The sequence below is a fragment of the Pseudomonas sp. Emmai genome, assembly GCF_055179735.1.
Map to the genome: position 1 here is coordinate 1,570,088 of NZ_CM143685.1, position 16,696 is coordinate 1,586,783.

The following is a 16,696-nucleotide window of genomic DNA, read 5'->3' on the forward strand; positions in this document are numbered from 1 at the left end:
CCGAGGCGCGTCATAACTGAACCTGCGCGCAGTGGGTGCTCAGGTAATCGCTGATGGCGTCGCTGTCGTCGATGCCTTGAGTCAGGGCTTGCTCCAGCAGTTCATGGGCGTGCGCGAATGAATGCCGGGGATGCTGCTGCCACCAGTGGAAAAGAAACTGCTCGTTGCGCTGGCGCGTCAAGGCTTCTTCCTGGGCGACGCTCAGCACCATTGCCCGGTGTGTCCGTTCAATGCGCCAGTCGTTCGCATGGAAGTTGTTCAACTGCTGCCAGCCAGCTTCGCCTGTCGCTTGAGTGGCCCACGTCGCACCGAACCAGCGCAGACTCTTGATCGGGCCGAGCCACAGGCTGAGGTCTTGCGCGGTACATGCGGCAAAAAAATAACTGGCGACGGTCGGGTTGCTGTAGCGCAGCACGCCTTTGCGTTGCTGGTCGAAGTTGACGAACAGCATCTGGCGCAAGTGCGCGAGTACCGAGGGCGTGTCACAGGTGCTTTCGATCAGCAGGCCGGGCCACTGCGCCGGGGTTTGCTCGATGGCCTGAGTGAGCGTCGGTTGGTTGTTCAGCCTGACCAGCAACGGGCTGTGTTCGGCGAAACCGCCGAGTGACGTGCCAGTGAACAGCTTTTGGGTGTCGGCATGTGTCGCCAGACGATAGAGCGTTTCGAGCTGCGCGGCGGGGCGCTCCAGCAAAATCCATGTATTCATGAGCGATTTCCATAGCCCAGGGCCTTGCGGCATTGGCAGTCGCTCAGCGGGCAGTCCATCGGCGTACCGCCGCTGGGCATCTGGCAGAGTTCAATCAATGCTTCGTTGCCGAGTAGTTGTTTGAGTAGAGCGGTTGAAACCGTTTCGGGGAGGGGCGGTTCGCTTGGCTCGAGTACCACCGGGGCCGCTGCCATGAGTGGCATTGGTGCACCGCCCACCTGGATGGGCACACTGCTGAAAACCCCTGTGGAATTGATCGTGATCCACGCGCTCCCCACCTGGATCGTGGCGCTGGCGCCGCCATCGATGACGATGTTTTGATCGGCGCTGAGGTGGACCTGCTGTTGAGCACTCAGCCGATGGCTGGTGGCGCGAACATGGCGCTCGCCATGCACCGTGAGGCGATCGTCCTGGCGGATTTCCGTGCGCCGGTCACCGTGAGCGATGTGCTGTTCTTCGTCGCGCAGCTCATGTCGAGCGTTTCCCCCGACCACGATGCTGCGCTGGTTGTCGACTTGAATCCGCTCATCGTTCAACACGTGTTGCCGGTAATCACGCTGGGCTCGGACGGAAATTTCCTCGGCTCCCTTGCGATCTTCGATGCGCAGTTCGTTGAACCCTTCGCCGCCCGGGCTGCTTTGGGTCTTGAAGGTGCTGCGGGTGTTCTCGGCGGGGAGGTCGAGCGGGGGGCGATTGGCGCCGTTGGACAGACAGGCAACGACCAACGGCTGGTCCGGGTCGCCCTGATAGAAACCGATGATCACTTCCATGCCCACGCGCGGGATCAGCACGCTGCCATAACGGTCGTGGGCCCAGTTGCTGGCCACGCGCACCCAGCAACTGGAATGGTCATCGTGGTCACCGTCGCGATCCCAGGGAAACTGAATGCGCACTCGACCGTATTCGTCGCAGTGGATTTCTTCGCCGGGCGGGCCGCAGACCACGGCGTGCTGATAGCCGTTGATCGTGGTTTTGGGGTGGACAAGCGCAGGCCTGAACGGCGTGTGACACGGTATGGCGAGAAAGGTGTTGCGGTAGCCTTGAGCAAAGTCGCCGCTTGGGGGGCTGGTGCCTGACTCTTCGAGCACTTGCGGTTGTTGGCCGACATGGATGACTTCGGTCAGCAGCCATAAGTCATTCCATTCCTGGCGCGGGTGGCCGGTCAGGGGGAGGAAGTGGCCACTGAGCAACATGGGCTGATCGCTACGCCCGGTGGCTTGCCGATAATCGCTGCGATGCCGTTCAAGGGCGCGCCTTGCACGGTGTTTGCCCTGTTCACGGTCGGTGAAGCGGCCGGGAAAGCCGTAGTCTTCGAGGTGTGGCGGCGAAGGATCTTTCGCCGCGCTCTCCAGTTGCAGCAAGGGCTTTTCGAAGTCGTAGTCGCGACGGGTCACTGCAGTGGGGCGGGTTTCCATCGCCAGGGTGAAGGCCTTGATCACCGGGTCATCGGCGACCAGTCCGCTGTCCTGCAGGTATGGGGTAGGGCGATGCAGCCTGGGGAATACCGTTTGATCATCCCCGAACACCAGCACATGCCCCTCACGACTGTGCTCGAAGTGGTAATGCAGGCCTTCTTCTTCGCAGAGTCGCTGGATGAAATGCAGACAACTCTCGCCGTACTGGACGCAATAATCCCTTGGGCGGTAATCCGTGCCGAGGGCAAAGCGGTAGGCATCGCCGAGGATGCCCTGGGCCTCCAGGACTTGGGCGATGATCTGCGGCACGCTGCGTTTCTGGAATATTTTCTGGTCGAAACGGTGGCCCAGGTAGGCGAGGCTGGGCATCAAGGAGATTTGGTATTGAGTCAGACGCTTGCCAGCGTCGCCCTGGCCGATGCTGTACACGTGACCATGAATGCCGGCGCCATGGCGATCAAAACCCAGGAATGCCGGGCGATGCAGGAGGCTTTCCAGATCCAGGCCGGGGTGTTCGCTAACCAGTTTCAGATCAAAGCGAAAGGGTTGGCTGATGGCTTCCTTGCCGTTGAACTCAAGGACGTGCAGGTCGTGGGTAAAACCCTCGATGTCCAGGAGGAAAGAGGCTTGATGGGCAGGGCCGAACATCACACATCCCTTGTGCTGATTTAGAAGGGCGGGACTGTGAATGAGTGAATGCGGGGTTGATGCAGGGGGATTCTGTTACTGGTGTGGGAAGAATTTTTTTATCGGGTAGGATTTTTCCTCAGGATTTTTTGCTTGGCAGGAAGTCGTCAAAAAGAACCGGCGCGTATTCAGTCCGCCAGGCGGGCTGCCGTGACAGCTTGATTACGTTATACTCGCCGGCTTTCAAAAGTTCGCCAACGAGTGCTGCCCGCCATGGAAATCAACCCGATCCTTAACAGTATCAAGGACCTGTCCGAGCGCTCCGAAACTATTCGGGGGTATCTTTGACTACGATCAAAAGCATGAGCGTCTGACTGAAGTCAATCGCGAGCTTGAAGATCCGGCAGTCTGGAACAACCCGTCGTACGCCCAGGAACTGGGGCGCGAGCGTTCGCTGCTGGCGCAGATCGTCGAAACCCTCGACGAAATGCACACCGGCCTGGCCGATGCCAAAGAACTGCTGCTGATGTCCGCCGAAGAAGAAGATCAGGGCGCCGTCGATGACGTCGCGACCGAAGTCGAGCGTCTGCGCGAAGCCCTGGAAAAACTCGAATTCCGTCGCATGTTCAGCGGTGAGATGGACGCCAACAATGCCTACCTGGATATCCAGGCCGGCTCTGGCGGTACCGAAGCCCAGGACTGGGCCAACATCCTGCTGCGCATGTACCTGCGCTGGGCTGACAAACGCGGTTTCGACGCGACCATCATGGAACTGTCCGCCGGTGAAGTCGCCGGGATCAAGGGCGCCACGGTCCACATCAAGGGCGAGTACGCCTTTGGCTGGTTGCGTACCGAGATCGGCGTGCACCGTTTGGTGCGCAAGAGCCCGTACGACTCCGGCAACCGCCGCCACACCTCGTTCTCGGCCGTGTTCGTGTCGCCGGAAATCGATGACAACATCGAAATCGACATCAACCCGTCGGACCTGCGCATCGACACCTACCGCTCCTCCGGTGCCGGTGGCCAGCACGTAAACACCACCGACTCGGCCGTACGGATCACCCACGTACCGTCCAATACCGTGGTCAGTTGCCAGAACGAACGCTCCCAGCACGCCAACAAAGACACCGCGATGAAAATGTTGCGGGCGCGCTTGTACGAGCAGGAAGTGCAGAAACGCAACGCCGCCTCCCAGGCCCTGGAAGACACCAAGTCGGACATCGGCTGGGGTCACCAGATTCGCTCCTACGTGCTCGATGCGTCGCGGATCAAGGATTTGCGCACTAACATCGAACGCAGTGACTGCGACAAGGTGCTCGACGGCGATATCGACGAATACCTGGTAGCCAGCTTGAAACAAGGGCTTTAAGGCACGCCCTGCAGGATCATCCTGCAGGCGCGAGGCTTGCCCGCGAACCCCGGCGAACGCCGGGGGCAACGAACCTGATGGAATATCTAAAGACATGAGCGACCTAGAACTCGACCCGCAAGCCCTGCAACAGGAAGAAAACTCCCTGATCGCCCTGCGCAAGGAAAAGCTGGCTGCCGAGCGCGCCAAGGGCAATGCCTTCCCGAACGACTTCCGCCGCGAAAACTACTGCGAAGAACTGCAGAAGAAATACGCGGACAAGACCAAGGAAGAGCTGGCAGAGGCTGCAATCCCGGTCAAGGTTGCCGGTCGCATCATGCTCAACCGTGGCTCGTTCATGGTGATCCAGGACATGACCGGTCGCATCCAGGTTTACGTCAACCGTAAAACCCTGTCTGAAGAAACCCTGGCCTCGGTGAAAACCTGGGACATGGGCGACATCATTGCAGCCGTTGGCACCCTGGCGCGTTCCGGCAAGGGCGACCTGTACGTCGAAATGACCGAAGTGCGCCTGCTGACCAAATCCCTGCGTCCGCTGCCGGACAAGCACCATGGCCTGACCGACACCGAACAGCGCTATCGCCAGCGTTACGTTGACCTGATCGTCAACGAAGAAGTACGCAATACCTTCCGCGTGCGTTCGCAAGTGATTGCGCACATCCGCAGCTTCCTGATGCAGCGTGACTTCCTGGAAGTCGAAACGCCGATGCTGCAAACCATCCCCGGTGGTGCAGCGGCCAAGCCGTTCGAAACGCACCACAACGCGCTGGACCTGGAAATGTTCCTGCGCATCGCGCCTGAGCTTTACCTCAAGCGTCTGGTGGTGGGTGGTTTCGAGAAGGTGTTCGAGATCAACCGCAACTTCCGTAACGAAGGCGTCTCGACCCGTCACAACCCTGAATTCACCATGTTGGAGTTCTACCAGGCGTACGCCGACTACGAAGACAACATGGACCTGACCGAAGAACTGTTCCGCGAACTGGCGCAGTTGGTCCTGGGCAGCACCGACGTGCCTTACGGCGACAAAGTGTTCCACTTCGGCGAGCCGTTCGTGCGTCTGTCGGTGTTCGACTCGATCCTCAAGTACAACCCTGAGCTGACCGCCGACGACCTGACCGACATCGACAAGGCCCGCGCCATCGCCAAGAAGGCCGGCGCCAAGGTGCTGGGCTTCGAAGGCCTGGGCAAGTTGCAGGTGATGATTTTCGAAGAGCTGGTCGAGCACAAGCTGGAACAGCCGCACTTCATTACCCAGTACCCGTTCGAAGTGTCGCCGCTGGCCCGTCGCAACGATGACAACCCGAACGTCACCGACCGTTTTGAACTGTTCATCGGTGGCCGCGAAATCGCCAACGCCTACTCCGAGTTGAACGACGCGGAAGACCAGGCCGAGCGCTTCATGGCCCAGGTGGCCGACAAGGACGCTGGCGACGACGAAGCCATGCACTACGACGCCGACTTCGTTCGCGCGCTGGAGTACGGCATGCCGCCAACGGCTGGTGAAGGGATCGGCATCGACCGACTGGTGATGTTGCTGACCAACTCACCGTCGATCCGCGACGTGATCCTGTTCCCGCACATGCGGCCGCAAGCGTAAACGTTTCAGTTAAAAAGCCGCCTAAAACAGGCGGCTTTTTATTGCCTGTCTGGTACAAACGTATCAATTGGTTACTTTTGGCGTGAGAGAGGAAGACCTGTCGTGAATCGTGCAATGGCTCAAGAAGGTGCAGCGGGTATCGCCACTGCGGTCGCTGAAAGTGTTCAGTACCAGGGCCGCAAGGCCAGCCGACAGGGCAGCGAACAGCGTCGACAGGACATTCTCGATGCGGCCATGCGCATTGTCGTGCGCGATGGCGTACGGGCGGTGCGCCACCGCGCCGTGGCGGCCGAAGCCGGTGTGCCGTTGTCGGCCACCACTTACTACTTCAAGGATATCGATGACCTGCTCACCGATACCTTCGCCCAATACGTGGAACGCAGCGCGGCTTACATGGGCAAGCTGTGGGCCAGCAATGAAGGCCTGTTGCGCGAAATGGTGGTCAGCGGCGACGGTACGCCGGAGTCGCGCTCGCAGTTGGCGGACGATATTGCGCGGTTGATGGCGGACTATGTTCATCGGCAATTGATCAACCGTCGTGAGCATTTGATGGCCGAACAGGCGTTCCGCCAGGAGGCGCTGCTGAACCCGCGACTGGCGGTGTTGGTGCGTTCCCATCAACAGATTCTGTTGCAGGGCACCTGCCAGCTTTTCGAGGTATTGGGTTCGCGCGAGCCACAACAGGATGCCAAAGTGTTGACGGCGATTATCGGACGGATGGAATATCAGGGCCTGCTCAACGACGCCGAGCCTGCGGCCGAAGCCGAAATGCTCGGCATCCTCACGCGCTACATGCATTTGGTCTTGGCGTCGGTGTAACCCCTGATCGTTCCCACGCTCTGCGTGGGAATGCATCCTGTGACGCTCTGCGTCACGCCGGTAAGGGACGCAGAGCGTCCCGGGCGGCATTCCCACGCGGGAGCGTGGGAACGATCATCGTGCTGTATCGATAGGGAGTGTTGAATGAAAGCCTGGCGCGTCGTTGTGATCGCCTTGTCGTTCCTGCTGCTCAGTGGCTGTCTGGTGACCTTCAAGGACCCGCTGCCTTCGAGCGAACCCGCGCCCAAAGGCTTGCTTGGCAAATGGACCAGCACCAACGCCTGGGGAGAGCCGATGAACCTGGAACTGACGCGCCTCGGCGACAACCGCTATCAGGCCGTCAGCTACTTCAAGGCCAAGCCTCGCGAGCGCGAAGCCTATCCCTTCACGGTGTCGCGCCACGGCAGTCGCTGGTACTTGTCGGCGCCAGTACCGGCCAGGTTTGGCGGCCACTTCACAATCGCCGGGTTCGAACTCAACGAAAAGCACGAACTGGTGGTCTACAACCTCGACCTCGAACAGATCAACCAGGCCCTGGGGCAAAAAGTCCTCAGTGGCGAAGGCTTCCAGACTGACGACGGCGATGGCGTGCTGATCAACACCGACATGAACCAAGTCTTCGCTTACCTCGACGACCCGGCCAATTCCGATGTGTTCGTCGAAGCCGTGCGCTACCAGCGCCTGGCCAAAGCCAAAGCCAAATAAATCCAGCACCTCACGGTTTTTCTACAGGAGTTTCGGGTGGACGATTACCAGCAGACGATACGCATTTTGTCCGATCGCATAGTGCTGGCGCAGACGCCGATTCGCGTCCTCGATGCGGTCAAGTGGGACGACAACATCCGCAAGGGCTTCCTCAAGGCCAAGGGCAAGGAAATGCCCGCCGTGGACCGCGACTATTACTTGAACCGGCCGCTGGCCTTTGACTCGAGCAAGGTGAAACTGGAGTTCCAGAACATCGAGCGCGACATCACCCGCCAGCTCGGCCAGTTCAACCCGGTCGGCCAGATCATGCGCCGCATGTGCAAGGAATACCGGATGGTGGTGCGCATGCTCGAAGCGCGCGGCACCGAGGATTTCGGGCTGATTTCCCAGGAACTGTACGGCGCCGCGTCCGACGCGTTCCACGCCGGCGACCCGACCCTGGCCGACCTCGGCCTGATGATGTCCGACTACCTGAACAATATCGACGGTCGTGGCGATCTGAAGGATGAACCGAAAATCCTCACCGCCAAGGACGCTGTCAGCCTGCTGCAACATCGACTCAACAAAGTGTTCGGTGAAGCTGAGGAAACCATCCGGGTGTTCGAGTCTGACGGGATCGTCGCCGATGCGGCGGCGGGTGCCGACTACATCAAGATCCGCGCCGACGCGATGTTCAACGACCGTGACGTGCGCGCCCTGGAAGTCCACGAAGGCCTGGTGCACGTGGGCACCACGCTGAACGGCTTGAACCAGCCGATCTGCACCTTCCTGTCCAAAGGCCCGCCATCGTCGACCGTGACCCAGGAAGGCCTGGCGATTCTGATGGAAATCATCACCTTCGCCTCCTACCCGAGTCGCCTGCGCAAACTGACCAACCGTACTCGCGCCATTCATATGGTGGAGGAGGGCGCGGACTTTTTGCAGGTGTTCGAGTTCTTCCGCGAGCAGGGCTTCGAAATGGCCGAAAGCTACGGCAACGCCAGTCGGGTTTTCCGTGGTTCAGTACCGAATGGTCTGCCATTTACCAAAGACTTGTCCTACCTCAAGGGCTTTATCATGGTTTACAACTACATTCAGTTGGCCGTGCGTAAAGGCAAGCTGGAGCAGATACCGCTGCTGTTTTGCGGCAAGACCACGCTGGAAGACATGCGGACCTTGCGCCAATTGGTGGACGAAGGCCTGGTAGTGCCGCCCAAGTATTTGCCGGACCAGTTTCGCGACTTGAACGCACTGTCGGCGTGGATGTGCTTCTCCAACTTCCTCAATCACCTGAGCCTGGACCGGATCGAAGCCGACTACTCCAACATTTTGTGAGAACCACGCTGATCGTTCCTACGCTCTGCGTGGGAATGCATCCCGTGACGCTCTGCGTCACAGAGGACGCGGAGCGTCCAAAGCGGCATTCCCACGCGGAGCGTAGGAACGATCAGACTTACCAACCATCACTGCGAGGTTTCAACGGATGAGAATCCTCGGCATCCTCTGCCTTCTTCTGACCTTGAGCGGCTGCAGCTCGCTGCTGTTCTACCCCGAACCCGGCCAGCCGTTCACCCCGGACAAGGCCAAACTCGAATTCCGCGACCTCACCCTGACCACCGCCGACGGCCTGAAACTGCACGGTTGGTGGTTGCCGGTACCCAAAGGCGTGGAGGTCAAAGGCACGGTGCTGCACCTGCACGGCAATGGCGGCAACTTGTCTTATCACCTCGGTGGGAGCTGGTGGTTGCCGAAAGAGGGTTACCAGGTGTTGCTGGTGGATTACCGCGGTTATGGCTTGTCCGAGGGCAAACCGAGCCTGCCGGCGATCTATCAGGACATCGACGCCGCGTTCAAATGGCTCGACCAGGCGCCCGAGGTCAAAGGCAAACCGTTGGTCATTCTCGGCCAAAGCCTCGGCGGCTCGATGGCCGTGCATTACCTGGTCCAGCACCCGGAACGCCAGCCTCAGATCAAGGCGCTGGTCCTCGACGGCGCCCCCGCCAGCTACCGCGATGTCGGCCGATTTGCCCTGACCACTTCGTGGCTGACCTGGCCATTCCAGGTACCGTTGTCGTGGCTGGTGCCGGACGGCGACAGCGCGATCAACTCCATGGCGCAGCTCAAAGGCGTGCCGAAACTGATCTACCACAGCATCGACGACAACCTCGTGCCCCTTTCCAACGGCATCCGTCTGTATCAAGCTGCGCCGCCGCCGCGGGTGCTGCAACTGACCCGTGGCGGTCACGTGCAGACCTTTGCCGACCCGGTCTGGCGCCAGGTGATGCTGCGCTATCTCGAAGACCCGCAGCATTTCAACGGTCTGCGCCGCCTGGGCGAAATCCCGAATTACCCGGTGCCCCTGAATTCAAAAGATGAACCACCAGAGAGTCCGCAATGAGTGAAGAACGTAACGCCATCCCGCTGATCATCACCGGTATCTGCACCATCCTCGGCACCGTCGGGGTGCTGTGGTACTACGGCTACCTGCATTTCGCCAAACCCGAGGATGCGTTGCTGCTCAACGAATTCACCATGCTCAAGACCGTGCCCGGCGAAGACTACAAAGTCGCCCTGGAACCGGCCCCGCAAGTCGCCCAGTGCATCGACGGTGTACTGGTGCTGTTCGACACCGAGCAAAAAGGCCTGACCGGCGTGTTGATCAACGGCCAGAAAAAAGCCGTGCGCTGCATGGGCCAGGAAACCCCGCAGAAGCTTGAACAATGATGATTCTGTAGGAGCAAGGCTTGCTCGCGAAGGCGGTTCAACATTCAACAAATGGGTTGACCGACACAACGCCTTCGCGGGCAAGCCTCGCTCCTACAGAAAGCCAAACAAAAAGCCCCGCCTGATCAAATCAGGCGGGGCTTTTGTGTTTCAGCGTGACGCTTAGTTCGAGCTAACCGCCGAACGTGGAATCACTGGCTGGTTGTCGTTGGAAATGGTCACTTCCACCCGACGGTTCATGGCACGGCCCGAAACGCTGGTGTTTTCAGCAACCGGGTATTCCTTGCCATAACCCTGGGCAACGATGCGTGCTGGATCAACACCCATCTTCACCAGCGCCATGCGCACGGAACCAGCGCGACGCTCGGACAGCGACTGGTTATGACCCGCGCTACCGGTGCTGTCGGTATAGCCTTCGACAATCACTTTACGGTCCGGGTTTTCCTGAAGGAACTGCGCCAGTTTGTTGATGTTCACCAGACCGCTGGATTTCAGGTCGGCACGGTCGGTGGCGAACAGCACGTCACCGAAGGTCACCAGCGTACCGCGATCGGTCTGCTTGGCGTTCAGGCTGTCTTGCAGCTGTTTGATCTGCTGGTCGCGAGCGTCCAGACGGGCCTGGGCACGTTGGGCGGCAGCGTTTTTCAGATTGGCTTCAGCGGTGCGCAGGGCGATGGTCTGCTTGGCCACTTCCACACGCTGGTTGGTCAGGTAAGCCAGTTGATCGACCTTGGCCTGGTCCTGTTTGTCCTGGTAAGCCTTGTCGGCCTTGTCCAGGTAATCACTGGCGTCTTTGGTCTCAAGGGCCGCGACTTTGCTGGCTTGCGGGTTGGCTTGCAGGCCGGAGTAGTTCACGCGGGCCTGTTCCAGGTTCGCGTTCGGCTGGGTGGAGCAGGCAGCCAGGGCGACGCTTGCGGCCAGGAGAGCGGGGATCATCAATTGTTTACGCATAATGGTTCGTCCTTTCTATCGATAAGAGCTTCAGGCGTGTGGTCCGGATGCGCGCTTACTGCACAGTGCGCTGGCTTTCCTGACGCAGTTCCTGAACACCTTTCTGGGAATCCTTCACAGCTTGTTCGGCTTTGATCGCCTGGGCCTTGCGTTCAGCGACGCGAGCGTCCCATTCGGCTTGTTCGGCCAGGGTGCGGGCTTCGTCATACTTCTTGTCGTGCATGGCGATTTCAGCTTGTTTGAGCTTGTCCTGGGCGGACTTCATTTCCACGGCTGCGAATTCAGTACCACCGGCGCTGACGGCGCTGTTCACGGCGGATTGGGTCACGGCGTATTGCTCGCTCGGCGGGTTGCCAGCGCAACCGGCGAGGACGAAAGTGCTGCCGATCGCCAGTGCAGCCAGTTTCAGACCGCGCAGGTGGGTGAACGAGGATTTGGCAGTGCTGGTCTTCATGGTCTTCAACTCCATTGGGTATCTCCTGAAAAACATCTAAATCCCTCCTGGTGTGAGGAGCCGTAACCGAATGTTCAAAACGTTTAATGAAACGGCCGTACCAGGTGTGGTTACTGGGTACGACCCGAGCTGTTTTTCAAAAGTTCAGAGAAGATGGCTAATTGCCTAAAAAAACTTTGACCGGGCGGACAAGGCTCTAGGACGGGAACTTTCGCGATGCGCAGGGGTATCGACGGGTTTGGGCGGGGTTGGAAACAGGCATGTTTGGGGAGGCGAGAGGAGGGAGCGGTATTGAGATTTTTGTTGTTTTGACTGACGCCTTCGCGGGCAAGCCTCGCTCCTACAAAGGTCGCGTAACCCTGTAGGAGCGAGGCTTGCCCGCGAAGGCGTTTGACCTGATTCGCCTCAATGTTTTTGCTTGTCGCCATCCGCCGACAAATCATGCAAATGCCGCCGGGACAACGCGAGAAAGCGTGGGGTCGGGCCAACGTCTTCGTACAGCGGATCGCCTTCTTCATCGGTGGCAACCACGGTCTGGCCTTTCACATACGGGAAGCTCGCTTCGAGTTCTTCCAGCGCGGCGCCGATCAGTTCGCCCAGCAGTTCTTCGGGATGCCGTTTGGGGTACATCTCGGTGATCGCTGCCAGCCGGGCGGCGGCTTCCACGTCCAGGTGAATGGTGTAGCCAGTGTCGGTCAGGCGACCCTTGGCGTTTTCTTCCCAATGCTGGGCTAGCTCACGGATTTTCATAGTGACCTCATGACGCTCCTGCTCTTGGCAGGCGGTGTGAGTGTCCGGCGGTGTTCGCCGGTAAGCCGTTGTGCGGCTTACTGTTGAGACTAGCTTTAAGCCACAAGGTTTAAAGTCCCTTTGTCGTGTGGCTTGTAAGAACCGGTCTGGAGCGGCACTCTTGAAGTTCGTAGCCGCCCGGATTTTTTGCTGGAGTACTGCTGATGACCGATATTGATGCACGCTTGCGCGAGGACGTTCACCTGTTGGGTGAGCTGTTGGGCAACACCATTCGTGAACAGTACGGGGACGGTTTTCTCGACAAGATCGAGCAGATCCGCAAGGGCGCCAAGGCTGACCGTCGCGGTTCGATGGACGCCGAGCTGAGCGCCAGCCTCAACCAGTTGAGCGAAGACGAGTTGCTGCCGGTGGCGCGGGCGTTCAATCAGTTTCTCAACCTGGCCAATATCGCCGAGCAATATCAGCTGATTCACCGCCGCGAAGAGTCGCAACCGGCACCGTTCGAGTCTCGCGTTCTACCCGAAATACTGGCCCGCCTGCGCGCCGAAGGCCACAGCGCCGAATCCCTGGCCAGGCAACTCGGACGCCTGGAAATCGAACTGGTGCTGACTGCGCACCCCACCGAAGTCGCGCGCCGTACTCTGATCCAGAAATACGACGCCATCGCCGCGCAACTGGCGGCCCAGGATCACCGCGACCTGACCAGCGCCGAGCGCGAGCAGATCCAGGCCAAATTGCAGCGCCTGATCGCCGAAGCCTGGCACACCGAAGAAATCCGCCGCACCCGCCCCACGCCCGTGGACGAAGCCAAATGGGGCTTTGCGGTGATCGAGCATTCCCTGTGGCAAGCCATCCCCAACTACCTGCGCAAGGCCGATCAAGCGCTACACGCCGCCACCGGTTTGCGTTTACCGCTGGAGGCCGCACCGATCCGCTTCGCCTCATGGATGGGCGGCGACCGCGATGGCAACCCGAATGTCACGGCGGCGGTCACCCGCGAAGTGCTGTTGCTGGCGCGCTGGATGGCAGCGGATTTGTACCTGCGCGATGTCGATCACCTGGCTGCCGAGTTGTCGATGCAGCAGGCCAGCGAAGCCTTGAAAGCCAAGGCCGGCGACAGCGCCGAGCCGTATCGCGCGGTGCTCAAGCAATTGCGTGAACGCCTGCGGGCAACGCGTAACTGGGCGCAAGCCTCGTTGACGAAGACCACGCCGGCCCCGGCCGATGTGCTGCAAAACAATCGAGACCTGCTCGATCCGCTGGAGCTGTGCTTCAACTCGCTGCACGAGTGCGGCATGGGCGTGATCGCTGACGGCCCGCTGCTCGATTGCCTGCGTCGGGCGGTGACCTTCGGGCTGTTTTTGGTGCGCCTCGATGTGCGTCAGGATTCGTCCCGGCACACCGCGGCCATGACCGAAATCACTGATTACCTGGGCTTGGGTCGCTACGAAGACTGGAGCGAGGAAGAGCGCATCGCCTTCCTGATGCGCGAACAGAACAACCGTCGGCCGCTGCTGCCGGCGTACTTCAAGCCGTCCGCCGACACCGCCGAAGTGCTGGCGACCTGTCGGGAAATAGCCGCCGCACCCGGCGCGTCCCTCGGCTCTTATGTGATTTCCATGGCCGGCGCCGCTTCCGACGTGCTTGCCGTGCAACTGCTGCTCAAAGAGGCTGGCGTATTGCGGCCGATGCGTGTGGTGCCGCTGTTTGAAACCCTCGCCGACCTCGACAACGCCGGCCCGGTGATTGAAAAACTGTTGCTGCTGCCGGGCTATCGCGCGCGCCTGCAAGGGCCGCAGGAAGTGATGATCGGCTATTCCGACTCGGCCAAGGACGCCGGCACCACGGCGGCGGCCTGGGCGCAGTATCGGGCCCAGGAACGTTTGGTGGATATCTGCCGCGAGCAACAAGTGGAACTGCTGTTGTTCCACGGTCGCGGCGGCACTGTGGGCCGTGGCGGCGGTCCGGCGCACGCGGCGATTCTGTCGCAGCCGCCGGGGTCGGTGGCGGGGCGTTTCCGTACCACCGAGCAGGGGGAAATGATTCGTTTCAAATTCGGCCTGCCGGACATCGCCGAACAGAATCTCAATCTGTACCTGGCCGCCGTGCTCGAAGCGACGCTGCTGCCGCCGCCACCGCCGGAGCCGGCGTGGCGCCACTTGATGGACGAATTGGCCGCCGATGGCGTCAAGGCTTACCGCGCCGTGGTGCGGGAAAATCCGCAGTTCGTTGAGTACTTTCGCCAGTCGACCCCGGAACAGGAACTCGGCCGTTTACCGTTGGGCAGCCGCCCAGCCAAGCGCCGCGCGGGCGGGATAGAAAGCCTGCGCGCGATTCCGTGGATCTTCGGTTGGACTCAGACGCGCCTGATGCTACCGGCCTGGCTCGGTTGGGAAGCAGCCCTGAGCAAGGCATTGGAGCGTGGTGAAGGTGAACTGCTGGGGCAGATGCGCGAGCAGTGGCCGTTCTTCCGCACCCGCATCGATATGCTGGAAATGGTGCTGGCCAAGGCCGACGCAGACATCGCCCTGTCTTACGATCAGCGCCTGGTCGAGCCCGATCTGCTTCCTTTGGGTGCGCATTTACGCGACCTATTGTCGCAGGCTTGCGCGGTGGTCCTTGGGTTGACCGGGCAGTCTCAGCTACTGGCACATAGCCCAGACACCCTGGAATTCATTCGCCTGCGCAACACCTACCTCGACCCGCTTCATCTATTGCAGGCCGAGCTGTTGGCCCGTTCGCGACAACAGGAAGTGGCGCAGGGCAGCCCGGTAGAGCAAGCGCTGCTGGTGTCTGTGGCGGGGATTGCCGCCGGTTTGCGAAATACCGGCTAAGGTTTTCCTCTTGGGGCCGGGCACTTTGCGCTCGGGCCCGTTGCCTCTGGGCGAAGGGCGCAAAAGGTCTGGCAGGCGACAGTTAATGACGGGGTTGCGACTAGGGATACCTCGTCCAAAGGTCACGACAGGCGCGGGTTTCTCCGACTTTCGGCGGCTTGTGTGGTCAGGGCCTGCTGTGTATCTTGATCAGCCTTTGGCCGTTTGGGCGGCCACGACCCTATTTTTGAGATTGGCCCCACGAGGCGAATCTGACGTTATCTATATAAAAAATTGAGGAGCACATCGATGCGCGTCATTCTGCTGGGAGCTCCCGGGGCCGGTAAAGGTACTCAGGCTAAGTTCATCACCGAGAAATTCGGCATTCCGCAAATCTCCACTGGCGACATGCTGCGTGCAGCGGTCAAGGCCGGCACCGAGCTGGGCCTGGTCGCCAAGAGCGTCATGGACAGCGGTGGTCTGGTCTCCGATGACCTGATCATCAATCTGGTCAAGGAACGTATCAGCCAGGCCGATTGTGCCAACGGTTTCCTGTTCGACGGTTTCCCGCGCACCATTCCCCAGGCTGAAGCCCTGGTGAAAGCCGGCGTCGAGCTGGACCACGTGGTCGAAATCGACGTCAAGGACGAAGACATCGTCCAGCGTATCGCCGGTCGTCGTGTCCACGAGGCCAGCGGCCGCGTGTACCACATCGTCTACAACCCGCCGAAAATTGCCGGTAAAGACGACATCACCGGTGAAGAGCTGGTGCAGCGCAAGGACGACACCGAAGAAACCGTGCGTCATCGCCTGTCGGTCTACCATGCCCAGACCGAGCCACTGGTGAAGTTCTACCAGGAGCTGTCCACCGCTCAAGGCAAGCCGAAGTACAGCCACATCGAAGGTGTTGGCTCGGTTGAAGCGATCACCGGCAAGGTGCTTGAAGCGCTGAACTGAAAAGTCTGAATCGCTTCATCTTCTACGGCCCGCTTGCGGGCCGTAGTTGTTTATACTGGCGCACTTTTACTGACCTCTCTTACGGAAACATCGATGAGCACCTTGCTGGCCCTGGACACCGCGACTGAAGCTTGCTCCGTTGCCTTGCTGCATGACGGCAAGGTGACGAGCCATTACGAGGTGATCCCGCGCCTTCATGCGCAGAAATTGTTGCCGATGATCCAGCAGTTGTTGGCCGACGCCGGTACCACCCTGCAAGCGGTGGACGCCATCGCCTTCGGCCGTGGGCCGGGCGCGTTCACGGGCGTGCGGATCGCCATCGGCGTGGTTCAAGGTTTGGCCTTTGCCCTGGAGCGCCCGGTGTTGCCGGTGTCGAACCTGGCCGTGCTGGCCCAGCGCGCTTATCGCGAACACGGTGTGAGCCAGGTCGCGGCGGCCATCGATGCGCGGATGGATGAAGTGTATTGGGGCTGCTACCGCGAAACGGCGGGGGAGATGCGGCTGGTGGGCAACGAAGCCGTACTGCCGCCGGAAGTGGCGGCGTTGCCGGCGGATGCCAGCGGCGAATGGTTCGGCGCAGGCACCGGTTGGGGTTATGCCGAGCGCATCGGCGTCAGCCTGACCGGGCAGGACGCGGGCATGTTGCCCCATGCCGAAGACCTGTTGACCCTGGCGCGATTTGCCTGGGAGCGCGGTGAGGCGATTGTGGCGGATTTGGCGCAGCCGGTTTATTTGCGCGATAAGGTGGCGACGCCCAAGGCGCGGTGATCCTTCCAGACCGAGTTGGTTTCTTCGCGGGCAAACCTCGTTCCTACAGGTCTACGCCAACG

The 16,696-nt window shown here is 60.3% G+C and carries 15 protein-coding genes; 10 read left to right on the forward strand and 5 right to left on the reverse strand.

The annotated features are described in order from the left end of the window. Positions 1-10: 10 nt before the first annotated feature. Complete coding sequence (locus ACY4LX_RS06910) at positions 11-706, reverse strand: DUF4123 domain-containing protein (protein WP_463259505.1); 696 nt, start codon at positions 704-706, stop codon at positions 11-13. Then, the gene (locus tag ACY4LX_RS06915; protein ID WP_463259506.1) at positions 703-2,769 is read right to left on the reverse strand and encodes a type VI secretion system Vgr family protein; all 2,067 of its coding nucleotides are present in this window, start codon (positions 2,767-2,769) and stop codon (positions 703-705) included. The genes ACY4LX_RS06910 and ACY4LX_RS06915 overlap by 4 nt, the downstream gene beginning before the upstream one ends. 252 nt (positions 2,770-3,021) lie before the next feature. Here ACY4LX_RS06915 and prfB point away from each other — a divergent pair. The 7 genes from prfB (at position 3,022) to ACY4LX_RS06950 (ending at position 9,941) form a co-directional block, all read left to right on the forward strand. Further along, positions 3,022-4,117 (forward strand): peptide chain release factor 2 gene (prfB, locus tag ACY4LX_RS06920; RefSeq protein WP_149657415.1). Its coding sequence is split into 2 segments (ribosomal slippage): positions 3,022-3,093 and positions 3,095-4,117, totalling 1,095 coding nucleotides; the frame shifts between segments, so codons are not numbered across the junction. 94 nt (positions 4,118-4,211) lie between these two features. Next, entirely contained in the window at positions 4,212-5,714 is a 1,503-nt protein-coding gene (gene lysS / locus ACY4LX_RS06925; RefSeq protein ID WP_149657414.1) for a lysine--tRNA ligase, read from the forward strand. A gap of 102 nt (positions 5,715-5,816) precedes the next feature. Further along, positions 5,817-6,533 (forward strand): TetR/AcrR family transcriptional regulator, encoded by a 717-nt coding sequence (locus ACY4LX_RS06930; RefSeq protein ID WP_178128995.1) that lies wholly within the window; start codon positions 5,817-5,819, stop codon positions 6,531-6,533. Positions 6,534-6,677: 144 nt separating this feature from the next. Next, a complete protein-coding gene (locus ACY4LX_RS06935) occupies positions 6,678-7,238 on the forward strand; it encodes a hypothetical protein (protein WP_149657413.1) in 561 nt (186 codons plus the stop codon). A 36-nt stretch (positions 7,239-7,274) separates the two neighbouring features. Continuing rightward, positions 7,275-8,552 (forward strand): flavohemoglobin expression-modulating QEGLA motif protein, encoded by a 1,278-nt coding sequence (locus ACY4LX_RS06940; RefSeq protein ID WP_149657412.1) that lies wholly within the window; start codon positions 7,275-7,277, stop codon positions 8,550-8,552. A 148-nt stretch (positions 8,553-8,700) separates the two neighbouring features. After that, positions 8,701-9,615 carry an alpha/beta hydrolase gene (locus ACY4LX_RS06945; protein ID WP_463259507.1) on the forward strand — a complete coding sequence of 305 codons (915 nt, stop codon included), beginning with the start codon at positions 8,701-8,703 and terminating at the stop codon, positions 9,613-9,615. Next, positions 9,612-9,941: a hypothetical protein gene (locus tag ACY4LX_RS06950; protein WP_123405677.1), complete on the forward strand. Its 330-nt coding sequence runs from the start codon at positions 9,612-9,614 to the stop codon at positions 9,939-9,941. Before ACY4LX_RS06945 ends, ACY4LX_RS06950 begins: the two co-directional genes overlap by 4 nt. 162 nt (positions 9,942-10,103) lie before the next feature. On the opposite strand, the gene ACY4LX_RS06955 is transcribed toward ACY4LX_RS06950, so the two are convergent. From ACY4LX_RS06955 to ACY4LX_RS06965, 3 genes are all read right to left on the reverse strand, one after another. Continuing rightward, entirely contained in the window at positions 10,104-10,892 is a 789-nt protein-coding gene (locus ACY4LX_RS06955) for a lipotoxin F family OmpA-related protein LptF (protein ID WP_149657410.1), read from the reverse strand. A gap of 55 nt (positions 10,893-10,947) precedes the next feature. Next, positions 10,948-11,361, reverse strand: a complete 414-nt coding sequence (locus tag ACY4LX_RS06960; protein WP_149657409.1) for a DUF4398 domain-containing protein — start codon at positions 11,359-11,361, stop codon at positions 10,948-10,950. Positions 11,362-11,751: 390 nt separating this feature from the next. Continuing rightward, positions 11,752-12,096, reverse strand: coding sequence for a pilin assembly protein (locus ACY4LX_RS06965; protein ID WP_149657408.1), 345 nt, complete (start codon positions 12,094-12,096; stop codon positions 11,752-11,754). A gap of 203 nt (positions 12,097-12,299) precedes the next feature. Between ACY4LX_RS06965 and ppc the strand changes: the two genes are divergently transcribed. The 3 genes from ppc (at position 12,300) to tsaB (ending at position 16,634) form a co-directional block, all read left to right on the forward strand. Then, positions 12,300-14,930 carry a phosphoenolpyruvate carboxylase gene (gene ppc, locus ACY4LX_RS06970; protein WP_149657407.1) on the forward strand — a complete coding sequence of 877 codons (2,631 nt, stop codon included), beginning with the start codon at positions 12,300-12,302 and terminating at the stop codon, positions 14,928-14,930. Positions 14,931-15,218: 288 nt separating this feature from the next. Further along, positions 15,219-15,866: an adenylate kinase gene (adk, locus tag ACY4LX_RS06975; protein WP_149657406.1), complete on the forward strand. Its 648-nt coding sequence runs from the start codon at positions 15,219-15,221 to the stop codon at positions 15,864-15,866. 93 nt (positions 15,867-15,959) lie between these two features. Next, positions 15,960-16,634, forward strand: a complete 675-nt coding sequence (gene tsaB / locus ACY4LX_RS06980; protein ID WP_149657405.1) for a tRNA (adenosine(37)-N6)-threonylcarbamoyltransferase complex dimerization subunit type 1 TsaB — start codon at positions 15,960-15,962, stop codon at positions 16,632-16,634. Positions 16,635-16,696: the final 62 nt, after the last annotated feature.

What these genes read in the sequence shown, in the direction of transcription:
- tsaB (WP_149657405.1), top strand. Translation starts at nt 15,960, where the DNA reads ATGAGCACCTTGCTGGCCCTGGACACCGCGACTGAAGCTTGCTCCGTT.
- ACY4LX_RS06910 (WP_463259505.1), bottom strand. Translation starts at nt 706, where the DNA reads ATGAATACATGGATTTTGCTGGAGCGCCCCGCCGCGCAGCTCGAAACG.
- ACY4LX_RS06960 (WP_149657409.1), bottom strand. Translation starts at nt 11,361, where the DNA reads ATGGAGTTGAAGACCATGAAGACCAGCACTGCCAAATCCTCGTTCACC.
- ppc (WP_149657407.1), top strand. Translation starts at nt 12,300, where the DNA reads ATGACCGATATTGATGCACGCTTGCGCGAGGACGTTCACCTGTTGGGT.
- adk (WP_149657406.1), top strand. Translation starts at nt 15,219, where the DNA reads ATGCGCGTCATTCTGCTGGGAGCTCCCGGGGCCGGTAAAGGTACTCAG.
- ACY4LX_RS06945 (WP_463259507.1), top strand. Translation starts at nt 8,701, where the DNA reads ATGAGAATCCTCGGCATCCTCTGCCTTCTTCTGACCTTGAGCGGCTGC.
- ACY4LX_RS06935 (WP_149657413.1), top strand. Translation starts at nt 6,678, where the DNA reads ATGAAAGCCTGGCGCGTCGTTGTGATCGCCTTGTCGTTCCTGCTGCTC.
- ACY4LX_RS06915 (WP_463259506.1), bottom strand. Translation starts at nt 2,769, where the DNA reads ATGTTCGGCCCTGCCCATCAAGCCTCTTTCCTCCTGGACATCGAGGGT.
- ACY4LX_RS06965 (WP_149657408.1), bottom strand. Translation starts at nt 12,096, where the DNA reads ATGAAAATCCGTGAGCTAGCCCAGCATTGGGAAGAAAACGCCAAGGGT.
- lysS (WP_149657414.1), top strand. Translation starts at nt 4,212, where the DNA reads ATGAGCGACCTAGAACTCGACCCGCAAGCCCTGCAACAGGAAGAAAAC.
- ACY4LX_RS06950 (WP_123405677.1), top strand. Translation starts at nt 9,612, where the DNA reads ATGAGTGAAGAACGTAACGCCATCCCGCTGATCATCACCGGTATCTGC.
- ACY4LX_RS06955 (WP_149657410.1), bottom strand. Translation starts at nt 10,892, where the DNA reads ATGCGTAAACAATTGATGATCCCCGCTCTCCTGGCCGCAAGCGTCGCC.